Raw genomic sequence first — 16,721 nt, 5'->3', positions numbered from 1 at the left:
TTTGACGCTCGAATCGTGCCGGAACGGCACGACCCGGCACGAGCCGGATCGAGCCGGAGCGCTCCATCGACACTCCATCGTCACCCCACGAGGACGCCATGCACACGACCACCAAACCGTCGTCCGCCATACCGGTCCGCTCGCCGGACGCCTTACCCGTCGAACTCACGATCAACGGCGAGCGCCGCGCGCTCGATGTCGAGCCGTGGACAAGCCTGCTCGATCTGCTGCGCGAGCATTTGCATCTCACCGGCACGAAAAAGGGCTGCGATCACGGCCAGTGCGGCGCCTGCACGGTGCTCGTGAACGGCACGCGCATCAACGCGTGCCTCGCGCTCGCGGTCTCGCACGACGGCGACGAGATCACCACCATCGAAGGTCTCGCCGAGGACGGCGCGCTGCATCCCGTGCAGCAGGCTTTCGTCGACCACGACGCGTTCCAGTGCGGCTACTGCACGCCGGGCCAGATCTGTTCCGCCGTGGGACTGCTCGCCGAAGGCCACGCGCAATGCCGCGACGACGTGCGCGAGCAGATGAGCGGCAACCTGTGCCGCTGCGGCGCTTACGTGAACATCGCGAACGCCGTGGAATCCGTGCGCCTCGCGCGGCGGATCGACACGCGCGAGGAGGACGAGGCGCACGCAGCGCATGCACCGCACGAAGCGCACGCACCGCACGATTCGCACGATCCCCACGCAGCGCCCCAGGCGCAAGGTCCGCACGCAGCGCAAGATCCGCATGCACCGCACGAAGCGCAAAACGCACAAGGAGACGCACCATGAACCGCTTTTCGTATGCGCGCGCGAAAAGCGTCGCCGACGCCGTGCGCCTTCACCACGTCACGCCCGACGCGCAGTTTCTCGCGGGCGGCACCAACCTCGTCGATCTGATGCGCGAGAACGTCATGCGCCCGAAGGCGATCATCGACATTTCGCGGCTGCCGCTGCGCGAGATCGAGGCGACGGAATCCGGCGGCCTGCGCATCGGCGCGCTCGCCACCAACAGCGCGCTCGCGTGGGACGCGCGCGTGACCGAGCGTTATCCGCTGCTCGCGCAGGCGCTGCTCGCGGGCGCATCGGCGCAAATCCGCAATGCCGCCACCGTGGGCGGCAATCTTTTGCAACGCACGCGCTGCCTGTACTTCTACGATCCCGCCACCTGCTGCAACAAGCGCGCGCCCGGCAGCGGCTGCGCCGCGCTGGACGGCGTGAACCGCATGCACGCCATTCTGGGCGCGAGCGAGCATTGCATCGCCACGCATCCGTCCGACATGTGCGTGGCGCTCGAAGCGCTCGACGCGACGCTCACGGTGGCCGGGCGGCGCGGCATGCGCACGCTGCCGTTCGACGGCCTGCACCGTTTGCCGGGCCGCACGCCGCACCGCGAAACCACGCTCGCCGGCGAAGAACTCATCACCGCCGTCGAGTTGCCGCGCGAAGGCTACGCGCGCAATTTCGCCTATGTGAAGCTGCGCGACCGCCAGTCGTATGCGTTCGCGCTCGTTTCCGTGGCCGTGGGGCTGCGCGTGGAGAACGGCGCGATTGCCGCGCTCGGCTGCGCGCTGGGCGGCGTCGCGCACAAGCCGTGGCGCGACCGCGAGGCGGAGTCGCTGCTGATCGGCCGCGCGGTGGACGACACGCGCGCCGTGGAGCGTTACGCCGACGCCGTGCTCGCGCCCGCCGACCCGCGCGAAGGCAACGCGTTCAAGGTGGAACTGGCGCGGCGCGCGATCGTGCGCGCGTTCGAACTCGCGCGCGCACCGCATTGCGCGGACGCGGCCAACGTCACCGCACACGACTCAGGAGAACCCGCATGAGCACCGCATTCGATCATGGCGTGCAGGAACGCGCGCGCATCGGCCAGCCGCTCTCGCGCGTCGACGGCCGCAGCAAGGTGACGGGCGCGGCGCGCTATGCCGCCGAATTCCAGGCGCCCGGCCTCGTGTACGGCGTTGTTGTGAACGCAACCATCGCGCGCGGCGAGATCGTCGCCATCGACACCAGGGCGGCGCTCGCGGTGCCCGGCGTGCTGGAGGTTTTCACGCACAAGAACCGCCCGCCGCTCAACGACGACAACGACGCCTGGAAGGACCAGATCGCGCCGGGCGGCACGCCGTTCAAGCCGCTCGCCGACGCGCGCGTGCGATTCTCGGGCCAGCCGGTCGCGCTCGTGATCGCGCAAACGCCGGAACTCGCGCATTACGCGGCTTCGCTCGTGCGCATGCGCTATCGCGGCGAGCCGCATCAAACCGATCTCGCGCGCGCGGTGGCCGGCGCCGTCACGCCATCGACGGAAAAAGGCGGCTTCGAACCGCCGCCCGAGCCGCGCGGCGACGCCCATGCCGCGCTCGCGCGCGCCGAGGTCCGCACCGACGCGTTCTACTCCACGCCCTCCGAATTCCATCAGCCGATGGAAATGCACGGCTGCACCGTGGTGCCATCCGACGACGGACGCTATACCGTCTACGAAAAAACCCAGGGCGTGACGAACACGCAGCAATACCTGATGAAGGTGTTCGACTTGCCGAAGGACCGCGTGCGCGTGGTGTCGCCGTTCGTGGGCGGCGCGTTCGGCTCGGGCCTGCGGCCGCAATATCATCTGCCGCTCGCGATGATGGCCGCGCGCGCGTTGCGGCGGCCCGTGCGCGTCGCGCTCACGCGCGCGCAAATGTTCACGTTCGGCCACCGCCCGGCTTCGGTGCAGCGCGTGGCGCTGGGCGCGCGCGCCGACGGCCGGCTCGATGCGATCCTCCACGAATGCGTGGGCGAAACTTCGCAGTTCGAAGATTTCACCGATGTCGTGGTGAACTGGGCCGGCCAGCTTTATCGCGCCGACAATGTGCAGCTCGGCTACAAGGTCGGGCGGCTCGACGTCTACACGCCGCTCGACACGCGCGCGCCGGGCGCCGCGCAAGGGCTCTATGCGCTCGAATGCGCGATGGACGAGCTGGCCGTCGCGCTGAACATGGACCCGCTGGAGCTGCGCATCCGCAATTACGCCGACGAAGACGCCAACAAGAAGCTGCCGTTTTCGAGCAAGGCGCTGCTCGACTGCTATGCGCAAGGCGCGGAGCGCTTCGGCTGGGGCGCGCGCGTGGCCGAGCCGCGCGCGATGCGCGAGGGCCGCGAACTCGTGGGCTACGGCATGGCGACCGGCGTGTGGGACGCATTGCAGAACGAGGCCACGGTGCGCGCCGTGCTCAACGCGCGCGGCGAACTCGAACTCGCGAGCGCGACCGCCGACATCGGCACGGGCACGTATACGGCCATTTCGCAGATTGCCGCCGACGCCATGCACATGCGCATCGACGACGTGCGCTTCACGCTGGGCGACACCTCGCTGCCGAACGCGCCGATCGAAGGCGGTTCGTGGACCGTGGCTTCGGTGGGCAGCGCGGCTTCGGCCGCATGCACGCAACTGCGCTCGCGGCTCGCGCAGCTTCTGGTTGCGCACGGCGGCTTCGGGTTCGCGAATCGCGATCCGGGCGCGCTCTACGACACGCTGGTGATCGAGGACGGCGAAATACGCTTGCGCGCGCCCGACGGCGCGGCCAGCGACGCAACCGCGAGCGGCGCGACCCGCGACGAAACGCCGCGCGTGCGCGTGGCCGACCTGCTCGCCGACGCGGGCATGAAGTCGCTCGAGGTCGAGATCACGCTCAAGCCCGAAGACGTGCAAAAGCGCTTTTCGATGGCGACGCACTCGGCCGTGTTCGCGGAAGTGCGCGTGGACGAAACGCTCGGCGTGGTGCGCGTGGCGCGCGTGGTGAGCGCGATCGCGGCCGGGCGCATCGTCAATCCGAAAACGGCCGCGAACCAGATCGCGGGCGGCGTGGTGTGGGGCATCGGCATGGCGCTGCACGAGGAGGCGCAGTTCGACCACGCGCTCGGGCGCATCATGAACCACAACTATGCGGAATATCACGTGCCCGTGAATCGCGACATCGGCGAGATCGACGTGCTGTTCGTGGACGAGCACGACGACGTGGTCAACCCGCTGGGCGCGAAGGGCGTGGGCGAGATTGGCGTGGTGGGCGTGGCCGCCGCGGTCGCGAACGCGATCTATCACGCCACCGGCAAGCGCGTGCGCGACCTGCCGATCACGCTGGACAAGCTGCTGTAACGATCAGGCGACGATCAGGCGACGGCGGGTGCTTCGCCGTCGCGTTCCTTGTCCGGTTCCTTGTTCTCACCGCGCGCCCAGGCCGCGAGCGTATCGCCGAAACCGCCGCGCACGCGTGCGTCGGTCCGTGCGCTCGTGACCACGCGCGGCGCGGCGCTCCATGCGATCACCGCGCCGCTCGCGCTCAGCAGATCGACCAAAGCGACGTCCTCGCCGCACGCGAGCGGCGCGAAGCCGCCCGCGCGCCGGTAAGCCTGCGCGCTCACGCCGAGATTCGCGCCGTGAACGTGCCGATGGCCGTCGGCGTCGCGGTAGCGCGCCTGCCAAGTCGCGCGCGTGCGCGACGGGTGCGTGCTCCAGTCGTCGACCATGACCGAGCCGCAAACGGCGTCCGCGCCGAGCGCGAGCTGCGCCGCGAGCCAGTCGGGCGCAACGCGGCTGTCGGCGTCGGAAAACGCGAGCCAGCGCGCGCCCAGCTCCAGCAAACGGCGCGCGCCCGCCGCGCGGGCCGCGCCCACGTTGCGCGCATCGACAGTCAAGGTTTCCACCTCCATGCGCCGTGCGATGGCGGCGGAGCCGTCGGTACAGCTATCGAGCACGAGGAGCAGGCGCACCGTTTCGCCGCCTAGCGCCGGATGCCGCGCGGCCTCCTGGGCCGCGGCGAGACACGGGCCGAGCAGCGCTGCTTCGTTGTGTGCGGGAATGACGATACCGATCATGGCGAATCCTTCTGCCGGAGGATGGAGTTCGACCGGCGCGGCGCGCCGGTTTGATCCGGCTCCTAGCGCAACTGCGATACCCGGCCGGGCGGCGAGGGACGGCACGCATGCGGCGCGGCAGGTGGCGGGCACGCGGCAGGTCGGCCCGATGGGCTCGCTCTCACGTCATGGGCACACTTCATGGGCACACGTCATGCGCTTTCGCGGGCTCAGGGAAACGCGCGCGGCGGCCTTCGCACGGCGATGGATGCGCCGTTCATCGCCAGAAGTGCAGACAGGGAGCAGAGACATGATGACCACCGAAGCGCGCCAGGCGCGCTGCATCATTCGCGGCGCACCCGCGCTCGTGACGTTTTATCCCGACAGCCACATCGTGCGCATCAGCGCCGAAGGCGGACGATGCTTCGAGGAAATGCGCTGGCTGTTCGGCTGGCAAGCCTTGCTCGATGCGCTCGGTCAACCGGAGGAAGCGAAGCTCCCGCGCGATGCCTCGCTCGACGCGCGGTCCAGAACGGCGCCCGAGCCTTTCGCCGCGCCCACGGGTGCGGCAGGTTGACCGCATCGTGAACGCATCGGTCTCGCCGCCGCACATCGGCCAGTCGACGCATCGGCGCATCGCCATTCGAGTTGCATCGCGCCGCCATTTTTGCTTTGTTCGCTCTTTTCGCTTCGTTCGCTTTGTCCGCCTCACCGCAATCCGCGCGCTGATACCCGCGCCGTAAATTGCGCAACGCCTTATCCCTTGCTTTAAGTCAATCGAAAGCCGGCCGCGCACGCAATACGCATTAACGTCGCGTTGTTTCGGATTTATCTCGTATGAGATAAATATCGCTCGCGTTAAAAAGAAACCAGCGATATCGCGCCGCTCGATGCGCGTCGTTTTCCGTTTTCGAGGCCCTTCCGATGAAAAACGCAGCCACCCAGCGCGAAGTCGCGCGACTGGGCGACACCACCGATCACGGCGGCACCGTGATCGGCGCCGCAACCAACCTCACGCACAGAGGAATTCGCGTGGCGCTCGACGGCCACATGGTCGAGTGTCCGAAGTGCGGCGGCGTGCATCCGATCGTCGCGACCGGCGCGCGCACGCATGGCGGCGTTCGTGTCGCGTTCATCGGCGATAAAACAGCGTGCGGTGCGACGCTCGTTCGTGCATGAGGGCCGCGCGATGAAGAACCACCTCGCCAATCATCGCGGCATCTATCGCGCGCCGAAACGCCCGTTGATGATCGACGGCCCGGCCATACCGCGCTGGCAACCGCTGCGCCCGCGCGAGGACTGGTATTACCGCATTCCCACGTCGAAGGCCGAGCCGGAAGATACGAGCGAACCGGTTATCGTCGCCCTGCGGCTGAATGGCGTCGAGACCGTGGGCGAGCCGTACAGGTACACTGTGCGCACGCGCACCGCCATCGAGGTGCCTTCGTATCCCGACGTGATCACGCTGGCTCTGGACAGGATTGTGGGAACGCCCGTCACCGTTTTTATCGACATTCCGGGTAAGTGGAATTTCAAGCCGGGTATGCCGGGCGATACCGGTAGCGGCAACATCGGTTTTCATGTGCGCGAGATTTCCGGCATGGTCACTGACGCCCGGTTTGTGGGTATGGACGATCGCGCCTATCTCTACGACTTCGATATCGAACCGGCCTTGAAGGAAGCGAGCCTTGGACGGGATTACCGGATATGGCAGAACGTCACGGTTATCGACGTCATCCGCGATCTGCTTGCGCCTTATCCGTTCACGATCGACTGGCGCATTGCCGGGCCGATTCACGGCCGGCATTATCCGGTTCGCGACCTGATACGCCAGCACTTCGAAAGCGATTTCACCTGTTTCCAGCGTCTTTGCGAACGCGCCGGCCTCTTCTACTGGTTCGAACACGCCGGGCAACGCCACGCGATTGTTATCGCCGATACCCTGGGCGGATTTCACCGGCACGGCCCGGCATACGAAACGGTCCGCTATGCGCCCGGCGAGAATCGCGTCGATGAAGAAACCATCGAATGGATCGAGTACAGCAGCCGTCAGACCATCGGCGAAGCGAAGAACGTCAGCCACGACTACACGCAGCCGCGCGCGGCGCGAAGCACGATTGCGCTCAGCGCTTCCAGCCGGAACCCGCGCGACACGGCGCGCGAAGGTCCGCAATTTTATGAGCCCGTCAACACGGCCCAGCCGTTGCAGGGCGCGATGGGTCTCAACGGGCGGCCGCTCGATCTGGACGAACAGGCGCTTCAGGCCGCGACGGTTCGTATGCAGTCCGAACGATGCAAGGGACTTCGGGTAAAGGGATTCGGGCACCTGCGCGGATTGTTGCCTGGTTTCATCTTCGAACTGACCGATTGCCCGTTCAAGGAAGCGAACCGCGAATACCTCGTCGTAAAGGCCGAACTCACCATTACCGCCAACGACCAGTCGAGCGGAACCGGCCAGCAGTTCAGCGTCGATACCGCGTTCGAACTGCATCCGTTGCGCGAAAGCTATTTCCGTCTGCCGATCGTCACGCCCTGGCCCTGCATCGGCGCGGAAACGGCTATCGTAAGCGGCCCCGAAGGCGAGGAAATCTTTACGGACCCCTATGGGCGTATCCGCTGCCGTCTGGTGTCCGCCCGCGAGGGTCAATACGACGAGAACGCGTTTATCTGGGTGCGTGTGGCGCAGTCATGGCGCGGGCCGCAAATGGGCACGGCATTCATTCCGCGCATCGGCCACGAAGTCAATGTCGATTACCTGGGCGGCGATCCCGATCAGCCGGTCATACGCGAGAGCGTGACCAACGCACGCAATCTGCCGCCGTGGGAACTTGGGCGTAACCTCGCCGTGTCCGGTACGCGAAGCAGGGAACTGCACGGCTGGCGCACGCAGCACCTGGCCTTCGACGACACGAAGGACCGCATACAGGTTCAACTCGCGAGCGATCACGGCAAGTCGAGCCTGAGCATGGGCTACATCACGCGCATCGACGGCAACAAGGGGCGGCAGGACGAACGCGGCGAAGGCTTCGAACTTCGCACCGACAGGCACGGCGTGCTGCGCGCGGCGCTTGGGCTGCTTTTTACCACGTTCGCGCGCAGCAATGCGGCGGGCAAGGTCAAGGAGATGGGGGAGACAATCGCGCTGGTGACGCAGGCGCGCGATATCCACGAGAATGCCACGCTGCTCGCGCAGCAGCGCGGCGCGCAGGACGCAAGCGGCGACGCGCGCGACGTAGTGGATTCGATGCGCGATGCGAATACCGCATTGAGCGGCAAAGCCAACCCGGGACCGTCCGATTTCCCCGAAATTGAAAACCCCGACATTGCGCTTTCGAGCGCGGCGAACCTTCACCTGGCCGCCACCGATAACGCTCACTTGTCGAGCGGTCATCACATCGCGCTCACTACGGGTGGCCACCTCGCCATCGCAACAGGGAAATCGCTATTCGCCTCTGTGCGTTCAAAGCTGGCGTTCTACGTGCAGCAAGCAATGACGCTGATTGCTTCGGGCCGCGTTCATATCGAGTCGCGCCTGGATGGCATGAGGCTGCTTGCGCAAGGCGATATCTCGCACACGAGCACGCAGGGATGGATACGCCTCGCCGCGTCGAAAGGTATCGAACTGCACGTCAATGGCAGCGTTGTTCGAATCACAGGGCAAGGGGTGACGATCCACACGGGCGGCGAATTCGTCGCCCATGCAGCAAGCCACGCGACAAACGACCCGGACCCGCGCCCGATCGACTTTCCGGTTACGCAGGATCAGCCGGGGAAACTGGTTGCTCATCATGTGCTTGTGGAGCACGACGGCGGGTTTGCGATTGCCAATCAACCATTCCGACTGACGCTGGACGATGGGCAAGTTCTTTCGGGCGTGACCAACGAGCTGGGCGAACTGCCGATCATCACAAGCAACACAGCAGCGTTCGGCTTGATCGAGTTAATGTCTCAAAGCGAATTCGAGGACGTAGTCGGTCAAATTCAGACGGCAATCTATCGGGACACATCTCAAGCTGCGCCGCCCGAGCCGCAAGCCATGAAGCGCACGACACAAGCGGGCGGAACGGCTATTTCAACGCCGGAAACCCATTCCACATCGACTGGAAAATTCCCCGACTTCCTTACCTGTGATCCCATGAATTTCGGTCTGCGGAGATATCGGTATATCCGCAATGGCAATTCGCAACCAGTGAGCGTTCATAGTCGTTCGGACGTGGAATATCCAGTCGCGAAAAAATATACAATTAAAGTCAAGAAATCACTGACTGAAATTGACTAGAATAATCTCAAATCCAAATCATACTCCGAGATTGAAAAAATAATTGCTGACGCCGTCCAAAACGCCTTGTACGAAGCATTGGGAGACGGCGCCTTCGGTATTCCGGCCACCACCATGCCTGCCATAAAATTGGATGTGGCGGTAGAGGCCGCGGCGGCGAGCGGGGATGCCACCGTTGCCTCGTTCGATAGCTTGTCCTGGAGCATGGGAGTTCGATTGCAGGCAATTAACGCAATATTCAAACGACTTGCAGCGATCGAACAAGTGAAGGATGATCCCTACAAGGCGAAAATAGCGAAATTGGTTTTCCAGGATGCGCTGCGGGATTTAGCCGTGACGATCTATCATGAGGCACGCCATTGTCAGCAAGATTTCTGGATGATCGCGCTCTACTATAGTCACCAATCAGATTATTCGAAATTTTCCCAACTGGAGAAATTTATAGAATTTGCGTATCACTCAAGCGTTCGGGAGGTCGCGAAAAAAACGGCTTTTCCCAACGATGATCGCGTTTTGACTGGCGTCCACCATCTATTTATCTTCGCGTATTGGTGGGAAATCGCCGCTCTGAGAAACAAGCCGGAATGGTCATTTCTTGAGGTCGATGCGAGCGAAGCGCAATCGGAAGCATCAGAACTACGAGGGGTGTCGCCCGAGCAAGTGGCAAAAATGGCGGCCTACGACCCTGGTTATTACAGCCAATACCACGAGGAAGACGCTTATGCGACCGAAGACGCAGTTCGCCAATATTGGGAGAATGGTGATAGCGCTTCTGTTCTCAATCCCGGCGTATGCACACCCCGTTACGAATCAACCCTCCGAACGATCGGAGTCACCGGCAATGGATGATGTCACGGCAGACGGTCAAAAGCACGCGCTGATTTTACTCGTGAGGCACGCAATAACGATAATGCGAGGTGAGTTTCCGTTCTCAAGCAACGACCCCGAACTCGGGTCTCTCTCCTTTGTCGATCAACGTTACAAACAAATTGGGAACGTCTATCATTATCAAAACAATACCATACCAGCCGCCAATATAACGATCACGACCACGGACGATCCACTTGACTATACCGAAGATCGCGAAAAGGTAAAAATTGTTCCATTGGAATTTAGTCTTGGTTTTTATATTCCAGTTCGGAACATAGATCAAAATATAATTAAAAATCAGCTCAATTTATCTGGTTACTGGGTTGGATCTGAAGGAAAGCGCTTCGAAGGGAACGATATTGGCGCCGGCTTGCCACCGAATACGCAGGAACACAGATACCGATACCGGGCAGAAAACATTTCTGGTTCCGAATTTCCTGTCGATGTGGAATTATATTATTTTGATAATCCGGACAATGAACGTGAAGTCCGGAAGCCGGGATTCTGGAGAATCGACATTCGGCGCGCGTATCCCTATCTCACACCCGAAATGCGCAAACAAAAACGCGACGAGGAACGCGAGTCCAAGCGCGAAAAATACGGCTACATGAACCTATGCACGGGCGCGATATGCCCCGAAACGGGCATATGGGAAGGCTGGACGAAGGACGGCCCCACCGACGTGTTACGGGTCGAGAAAGGCCGCAAGTTCGACGTCGTCCGAACGGTGTCGATCAACCAAAGCACCGCGCCTTGTCCCATGATCGAGGGTCAATGGATGTGGCTGTGCGCTCTCCAGGACGAGCGCGGCTTCGTCTGGAACGGCATGGCGCTTGGCGGTTAGAGGGGCGCCGCCGCGGCAAAGCCGCGATTCGACGGCCTGCCTCACAACGCCACTTGCACGCCCAACTCCACCACGTGCTCGGGCTGCAACCCGTAATACTCCGCGCTCGAAGCCGAGTGAAACGACATGAACGCGAACAACCGCGCACGCCACGCGCTCACGTCGCGCGCGGCGGGACTGCGCAATACTTCGTCGCGCGGCAGATAAAACGTCGTGCGTTTGGGATCGAATTGCCAGTCGCCCAGCTTGCCCTGCAACGACTCCAGCAGATGCGGCAAATTCGGCCGCTCGACAAAGCCGTGATGCGCGATCACTTCCCAGCAGCCCGCGCCCAGGTCGCGCGTTTCGATGCGCGTCTTGTCGTCGGCTTGCGGTGCGGACTCCGAAACATTCGCGAACACGATCACGGTTTCGTGCAGCACATGATTGTGGCGCACGTTGCTCTTGAGCGCGGCCGGCGTCATGCCCGGCGCGCTGCCGGGGTACACGGCCGTGCCCGGCACGCGCGTGAGCCGCATGGCGGGCGCTTCGCGCGCGCTGCATACGTCGTAGAGAAATGCGTCCACAGGCAGGCCATGGCGCGCATGACGCGCCTCGAGTTGCCGCCCGCGATGCCACGTGCTCATGGTCACGAACAACAGCGCCCCGACCGACACCGGGAACCAGCCGCCGGCCGGAATCTTCGGCAAGTTCGCGGCCAGCAGCATGCCGTCCACCACGAGCAGCGGCACGCACGCGAGCGCCGTGGCAAGCCGCGACCAGCCCCACACATGGCGGCACACGGCGAGCATTTGCAGCGTGGTGGTCAGCATCGTGAGCGCCACCGCGAGCCCATACGCCGAAGTCAGTTTCTCCGAGGTGCGAAAGAACAGCACGAGAAACACCACGGCCGCCAGCAACCCCGCGTTCACGGCGGGCACATACACCTGGCCACGCCGCTCGCGCGAGGTTTCGATCGTGCGCATGCGCGGCAGAAAGCCGAGTTCGATGGCCTGGCTCGTCATCGAAAACGCGCCGGAAATCACGGCCTGCGAAGCGATGACGGTGGCCAGCATCGCAATGCCCACAGCGGGAATGAGCGCCCAGTGCGGGACCGAGCGAAAGAACGGCTGGCTCGCGCCCCGCGGATCGAACAGGATCGTCGCGGCCTGGCCGAAATAGCCGAGCACGATGGCGGGCAGCACCACGCAGAAAAACGCGAGGCGGATCGAGCGCTTGCCGAAGTGGCCGATGTCGGCGTAAAGCGCCTCGGCGCCTGTCAACGCAAGAATCACGGCGGCCAGCACGCCGAACGCGAGCGCCGGATGCGCGAGCGCGAGCCGCGCGGCCCACACGGGCGAAGCCGCGGCGAGAATCGCCGGATACAGCGCGATGTGATAGACGCCCACCGCGCCAAGGCTCACGAACCACAGCGCCATGACCGGCCCGAAGGTGCGCCCCACCACGGCCGTGCCGCGCGACTGAAACACGAATAGCGCGACCAGGATCACGAGCGCGACGGGCAACACCGCCTTGTCGAACGCCGGGCTGATTTCCTTGAGCCCTTCCACGGCCGAGAGCACGGAAATGGCGGGCGTGATCATCGAGTCGCCGTAGAACATGGCCGCGCCCACGAGGCCGGCAAGCAGCAACGCGGGCGGCGCGTGCCGTCCCGCGCGCTGGTAGCCCGCGCGCACGAGCGCGGTGAGCGCGACGATGCCGCCCTCGCCTTCATTGTCGGCGCGCATGACAAAGCACGCGTACTTGAGCACCACCACGATCAGCACGGCCCACAAGATCATCGAGAGCACGCCCATCACCATGGGCTGGGCCGTGGAATGCGCCGTTTGCACCGCTTCGCGCAGCGCATAGATGGGGCTCGTGCCGATGTCGCCGAACACCACGCCCAGCGAGCCGAGCACGAGCGCGCCGGGGCCGGGCCCAGGCCCGGCATGCTCCTTTTCGTGGCGGTGGACATGGCCGCGCCGCACGCGGCCAGACGAAGGAAGGCGGTCCTGAAGCATGGTCGCGCGCTCTTTGATCGACGCTTCGTCGAGAGCGTCGTGTTGCGCAATCCGCGTACCGTCGGGCTACGGAACGCTTGCGCCGCCTTGGCGCTCGCTTGCGCCCGCGTCAGTCCTTCGCTGCGTAATCGCGGTCGAGCTGGTCGAAGAACGGCTTGTTCACGAGGCGCTGACGCTCCGCGAACGGCGCGACGAGATTCGCGTCCTCGTCGAGGCGGCCCTGCGCGCTCAACTGGCCGAGCGCGCGCTGCATGCCCACCACCGCGCCTTGCAGCGCGGCATTCGCGTACAGCACGAGCGCATAGCCATAGCCCGCGAGCGTTTCGCGCGACTGCACCGGCGTTTTTCCGCCGATCACGATGTTGATGAGCTGCGGCGCGTCGATCAACTTCGGCAAACGCTCGATATCCTCCAGTTTTTCGGTCGCTTCGATAAAGAGAATGTCGGCGCCCGCCTCGATGAACGCGTGGCCGCGCGCGATGGCGTCCTCGATGCCGTGCACGGCGGCGGCGTCGGTGCGCGCCATGATGAGCAGATTGCCGTCGTCGCGCGCATCCACGGCCGCGCGAATCTTGCCGACCATTTCGCTCTGGCCGATCACTTCCTTGTTCGTGAAGTGGCCGCATTTTTTCGGCATCACCTGATCCTCGAACTGGATGGCGTCGGCGCCGCTGCGCTCCAGCGTGCGCACGGTGTGGCGCACGTTGAGCGCGTTGCCGAAGCCGGTGTCGGCGTCGACGATCAGCGGCAGCGCAACGGCGTCGCGCACGCGCGCCGTGTGTTCGGCGACGTCCGAAAGGCCGATGAAGCCCAGATCGGGCATGCCGAACGACATATTGGTGACGCCCGCGCCCGTGAGGTACAGCGCCTCGAAGCCGGCGTCCTCGATCACGCGCGCGCTCATTGCATTGAAGGCGCCCGGCACGAGCAGGCCGCGGCGTTCGGCAACCTTGGCGCGAAACGCGCTGCGGCGGGCGGCGGTGGAAGTGGTCATGAAAGGCTCCAGTGAAGTTTGGGGATATGGAACGTATTTGCACGATCCATGCCATCGTTGCGTCAATCGGCAAAACTCAGTCGAATCAAGCGTTTAATGCGAAACAGCGTTTCATGGCAAAATCGCCGGAGCGTTTCACGAAACGTTTCAACGTCCCGACCGTTCCGAGGTTTCGACCGTGCCGCCGCTTTCCTCACCCTGGCTTGCCACGCCGCTTTCCGGCGCCTCACCCGCCGCCGGCCGCCCGAGCATCGCGCTGGTGAGCATCAGCCAGTTGCGCGCGCTCTGCGAAACCGTCGCGCCGCGCTACGCCGACCGCGCGCGCTTCTTCTACGTGCGCGAGGGTTACGGCGACGCCGTGGCGGCATTGCAGCCGTCCATCGAGGCGGGCGCCGTCGACGTCGTGCTCGCCGCCGGGTCGAACGGCGCGTACCTGCGCGAGAACCTGAGCGTGCCGGTGGTCATGGTCAAGGTGAACGGCTTCGACGTGCTCGCGGCCATCACGCATGCCAACGCCACCTGGCCCGGCGTGCCCATCGGCCTGATCCTGCACGACAGCGTCTCGCACGAACTCGCCGATCTGGGCGCGTGGCTCAACCTGCGGCTCACGCAACGCGCCTACCGTTCCGTGGACGAAGTGCGCGCCGCCGTCGCCGCGCTCGCGAACGAGGGCTGCCGCGTCATCATCGGGCCGGGCATGGCCTGCGATCTCGCGCGTGCGGCGGGGCTCGAGAGCGTATTTCTCTACTCGATGGGCGCGGTACACGAGGCCTTCGAGCGCTCGGTGGAACTCGCGCGCGTGAGCCGCGAAAAGGAGTCGAAGCGCGTGCGCCTGAACACGATCGTCGCGCATCTGCGCGACGGCGTGGCCGCGTTCGACGCGGCGGGCCAGCTCGAAGCCGTCAATCCCGCCATGCTCGATTTGCTCGGCATCGACCGCGCGCGCGACATTCCCGCGCAACTCGCACGCGCGCTCGCGCCGCTGCTGCGCGAAGCGGCGCACGGCGCGGTAAGCGAAAGAACGGCGGAAGGCGTGGCGAAAGAAGCGGCTGCGGAGGAGCGCATCGAGCAGATCGGCGGGCGCTCGCTGATCGTGAACTGCGTGCCCATCGTCGAACAAGGCGCGCGCTCGGGCACCGTGGTCACGGTGCAGGACGCGCTCGTCGCACAGCGCATCGACCGTTCGCTGCGCACCACGCAGCGCCCGCGCGACCTCGTGGCGCGCTATGCGCTCGACGACCTCGTGGGCGCCTCGGCGGCGATGGCGCGCGTGCGGCGGCTCGCGGCCATGAGCGCGGCGCACGACGCCACCGTGCTGTTGACGGGCGAAAGCGGCACGGGCAAGGAACTCGTCGCGCAAGGCATCCACAACGCGAGCCGGCGGCGCGGCAATCCGTTCGTCGCCTTCAACTGCGCGGCGCTGCCCGAAGGGCTGATCGAAAGCGAGCTGTTCGGCCACGAGGAAGGCGCGTTCACAGGCGCGCGGCGCGGCGGCAAGCCGGGGCTCGTGGAAAACGCGCATACGGGCACGCTTTTTCTCGACGAAATCGGCGAAATGCCGCCCGCGCTGCAAAGCCGTCTGCTGCGCGTGTTGCAGGAACGCGAGGTGATGAAGCTGGGCGCGAGCCGCGCCACGCCCGTGGACGTGCGCGTGATCGCCGCCACGCATCGCGACTTGCGCGCGATGGTCGAAGCCGGTGCGTTTCGCGCCGACCTCTATTTCCGGCTCAATCTGCTGGCCATTCCGCTGCCCGCGCTGCGCGAGCGCCGCGAGGATCTGCCCGCGCTCGCGCGGCACCTGCTCGAACGCATGGCGGGCCGCTACGCGCTGGACGAGCGTACGATCGCGCGCGTGCTCGCGCGGCTCGCGCCGCATCTCGCGCGCTATGCGTGGCCCGGCAACGTGCGCGAACTGGAAAATCTGCTGGCGCGCGCGGCGATCTTTCTTTCCGCCGATGCCGAAGTCGATGCCGAAGTCGATGCCGAAGTCGATGCCAACGCCGGTGCCGATAACGGCGCCGATGCCGCTCGCCGCGGCGGCAACGCCGATCCTTCGCGCGGCGGCAACGCCGATCCTTCGCGCGGCGGCAACGCCGATCCTTCGTTATCCGAGCTATTTCCCGAATTTGCCCAAGGCGGCGCAACGCCGTCCGCAACGCCGTCCGTTCATGGCGCCGCAACGCCGCCCGCCAAGGCGCAACCCGCGCCTCACGCGCCAGCGCCGCTCACGCGCGCCGACATCGAACGCGCGCTCGCCGCGCATGGCGGCAACCGGGCCGCGGCAAGCCGCGCGCTCGGCATCGGCCGCACGACGCTCTGGCGAATGATGAAAGACGACTGAAGGCGCGCGGCGCGGCGTCAGGCCGCGACCGCCTGGCGGTCGTTCGCGCTGGCGCCCTGCGGCTCGCGCGCGCCCGGTTGCGCCGCGTTTTCCTCGGCGCTGGCAACGGCAATCTCGCGAATCGTCGCGAGCAGTTGCGCCCAGCTTGCTTCCCAACGGTCTTCGCGCAGGCATTGCCCGGCGGCATTGCACACGCGCAGCACGCAGGTGTCGGGATAGTAGGTGAAGGTCACGGGCGCGCCGTCGATGACGCACGTCGTGGTGCAGGGCTTGGTCGTGTACATGGTCGTTCCGGTTGATGGTGTGGCGGATCGTCGTGGATCGCTGCGACGCCCTTCCGCAATCGCCGTGCCCGGCCGCCCGCGACGCGGTGTGCGCCGCGCGCGGTCGGGCCGCGCCCGATCGTGCTTCATCGCACAATGACCGCTTCGCGCACGCGCCGCGTTTTTGTATGATTGCGTTTGCTTCGATCTAGCCCGCAAAAACCGGCAAATAAGCGGCAAAGCGCGCCATCGCCAACTAAAAGCGCGGCTTCGCCCAGATAAACCGGTCGACATTGCCGATTGTCGG

General features: G+C 65.1%; 13 protein-coding genes. 9 read left to right on the top strand and 4 right to left on the bottom strand.

Translation table 11 applies throughout. The features are described 5' to 3' along the window. The first annotated feature begins 98 nt into the window (after positions 1-98). From U5805_RS01355 to U5805_RS01345, 3 genes are read left to right on the top strand one after another with little or no spacing between them, the layout of a single operon-like run. Complete coding sequence (locus U5805_RS01355) at positions 99-782, top strand: (2Fe-2S)-binding protein (RefSeq protein ID WP_322101623.1); 684 nt, start codon at positions 99-101, stop codon at positions 780-782. Further along, positions 779-1,816, top strand: a complete 1,038-nt coding sequence (locus tag U5805_RS01350) for a xanthine dehydrogenase family protein subunit M (RefSeq protein WP_322101622.1) — start codon at positions 779-781, stop codon at positions 1,814-1,816. The genes U5805_RS01355 and U5805_RS01350 overlap by 4 nt, the downstream gene beginning before the upstream one ends. Beyond that, a complete protein-coding gene (locus U5805_RS01345; protein ID WP_322101621.1) occupies positions 1,813-4,122 on the top strand; it encodes a xanthine dehydrogenase family protein molybdopterin-binding subunit in 2,310 nt (769 codons plus the stop codon). Before U5805_RS01350 ends, U5805_RS01345 begins: the two co-directional genes overlap by 4 nt. Positions 4,123-4,136: 14 nt before the next feature. Here the strand turns inward: U5805_RS01345 and U5805_RS01340 are convergent, their stop codons facing one another. Beyond that, entirely contained in the window at positions 4,137-4,841 is a 705-nt protein-coding gene (locus tag U5805_RS01340; protein WP_322101620.1) for a glycosyltransferase, read from the bottom strand. Between the two features lie 289 nt (positions 4,842-5,130). Between U5805_RS01340 and U5805_RS01335 the strand changes: the two genes are divergently transcribed. From U5805_RS01335 to U5805_RS01315, 5 genes are all read left to right on the top strand, one after another. Continuing rightward, entirely contained in the window at positions 5,131-5,397 is a 267-nt protein-coding gene (locus U5805_RS01335) for a hypothetical protein (protein ID WP_322101619.1), read from the top strand. A 347-nt stretch (positions 5,398-5,744) separates the two neighbouring features. Beyond that, positions 5,745-5,999 carry a PAAR domain-containing protein gene (locus tag U5805_RS01330; protein WP_322101618.1) on the top strand — a complete coding sequence of 85 codons (255 nt, stop codon included), beginning with the start codon at positions 5,745-5,747 and terminating at the stop codon, positions 5,997-5,999. A gap of 10 nt (positions 6,000-6,009) precedes the next feature. Beyond that, the gene (locus U5805_RS01325; RefSeq protein ID WP_322101617.1) at positions 6,010-9,099 is read left to right on the top strand and encodes a type VI secretion system Vgr family protein; all 3,090 of its coding nucleotides are present in this window, start codon (positions 6,010-6,012) and stop codon (positions 9,097-9,099) included. 66 nt (positions 9,100-9,165) lie between these two features. After that, on the top strand, positions 9,166-9,948 hold the full coding sequence (locus U5805_RS01320; protein ID WP_322101616.1) for a hypothetical protein: 783 nt from the start codon (positions 9,166-9,168) through the stop codon (positions 9,946-9,948). Then, positions 9,941-10,813 (top strand): hypothetical protein, encoded by an 873-nt coding sequence (locus U5805_RS01315; protein WP_322101615.1) that lies wholly within the window; start codon positions 9,941-9,943, stop codon positions 10,811-10,813. Before U5805_RS01320 ends, U5805_RS01315 begins: the two co-directional genes overlap by 8 nt. A gap of 41 nt (positions 10,814-10,854) precedes the next feature. Here U5805_RS01315 and U5805_RS01310 read toward each other — a convergent pair whose 3' ends face one another. Together U5805_RS01310 and U5805_RS01305 are read right to left on the bottom strand one after the other, a co-directional pair. Beyond that, entirely contained in the window at positions 10,855-12,816 is a 1,962-nt protein-coding gene (locus U5805_RS01310) for a potassium transporter Kup (protein ID WP_322101614.1), read from the bottom strand. 109 nt (positions 12,817-12,925) lie between these two features. Beyond that, complete coding sequence (locus tag U5805_RS01305) at positions 12,926-13,810, bottom strand: oxaloacetate decarboxylase (protein WP_322101613.1); 885 nt, start codon at positions 13,808-13,810, stop codon at positions 12,926-12,928. 178 nt (positions 13,811-13,988) lie between these two features. Here U5805_RS01305 and prpR point away from each other — a divergent pair, with 178 nt between their 5' ends. Next, positions 13,989-16,151: a propionate catabolism operon regulatory protein PrpR gene (gene prpR, locus U5805_RS01300; RefSeq protein ID WP_322101612.1), complete on the top strand. Its 2,163-nt coding sequence runs from the start codon at positions 13,989-13,991 to the stop codon at positions 16,149-16,151. Positions 16,152-16,168: 17 nt separating this feature from the next. Here the strand turns inward: prpR and U5805_RS01295 are convergent, their stop codons facing one another. Continuing rightward, positions 16,169-16,435, bottom strand: coding sequence for a hypothetical protein (locus U5805_RS01295; protein WP_322101611.1), 267 nt, complete (start codon positions 16,433-16,435; stop codon positions 16,169-16,171). Positions 16,436-16,721 lie beyond the last annotated feature (286 nt).

The sequence above is a fragment of the Paraburkholderia sp. J41 genome, from assembly GCF_905220235.1.
In the GTDB taxonomy this organism is placed as follows: Bacteria; Pseudomonadota; Gammaproteobacteria; order Burkholderiales; family Burkholderiaceae; genus Paraburkholderia.
Note: the sequence above shows the minus strand (reverse complement) of the source record. Positions and strands in the feature narration are given on the sequence as shown.

Bases quoted from the DNA above. Each gene is read 5' to 3' on its own strand.
- U5805_RS01340 (WP_322101620.1), bottom strand. From the start codon at position 4,841: ATGATCGGTATCGTCATTCCCGCACACAACGAAGCAGCGCTGCTCGGC.
- U5805_RS01330 (WP_322101618.1), top strand. From the start codon at position 5,745: ATGAAAAACGCAGCCACCCAGCGCGAAGTCGCGCGACTGGGCGACACC.
- U5805_RS01325 (WP_322101617.1), top strand. From the start codon at position 6,010: ATGAAGAACCACCTCGCCAATCATCGCGGCATCTATCGCGCGCCGAAA.
- U5805_RS01305 (WP_322101613.1), bottom strand. From the start codon at position 13,810: ATGACCACTTCCACCGCCGCCCGCCGCAGCGCGTTTCGCGCCAAGGTT.
- U5805_RS01350 (WP_322101622.1), top strand. From the start codon at position 779: ATGAACCGCTTTTCGTATGCGCGCGCGAAAAGCGTCGCCGACGCCGTG.
- U5805_RS01345 (WP_322101621.1), top strand. From the start codon at position 1,813: ATGAGCACCGCATTCGATCATGGCGTGCAGGAACGCGCGCGCATCGGC.
- U5805_RS01315 (WP_322101615.1), top strand. From the start codon at position 9,941: ATGGATGATGTCACGGCAGACGGTCAAAAGCACGCGCTGATTTTACTC.
- U5805_RS01335 (WP_322101619.1), top strand. From the start codon at position 5,131: ATGATGACCACCGAAGCGCGCCAGGCGCGCTGCATCATTCGCGGCGCA.
- U5805_RS01310 (WP_322101614.1), bottom strand. From the start codon at position 12,816: ATGCTTCAGGACCGCCTTCCTTCGTCTGGCCGCGTGCGGCGCGGCCAT.
- U5805_RS01295 (WP_322101611.1), bottom strand. From the start codon at position 16,435: ATGTACACGACCAAGCCCTGCACCACGACGTGCGTCATCGACGGCGCG.
- U5805_RS01355 (WP_322101623.1), top strand. From the start codon at position 99: ATGCACACGACCACCAAACCGTCGTCCGCCATACCGGTCCGCTCGCCG.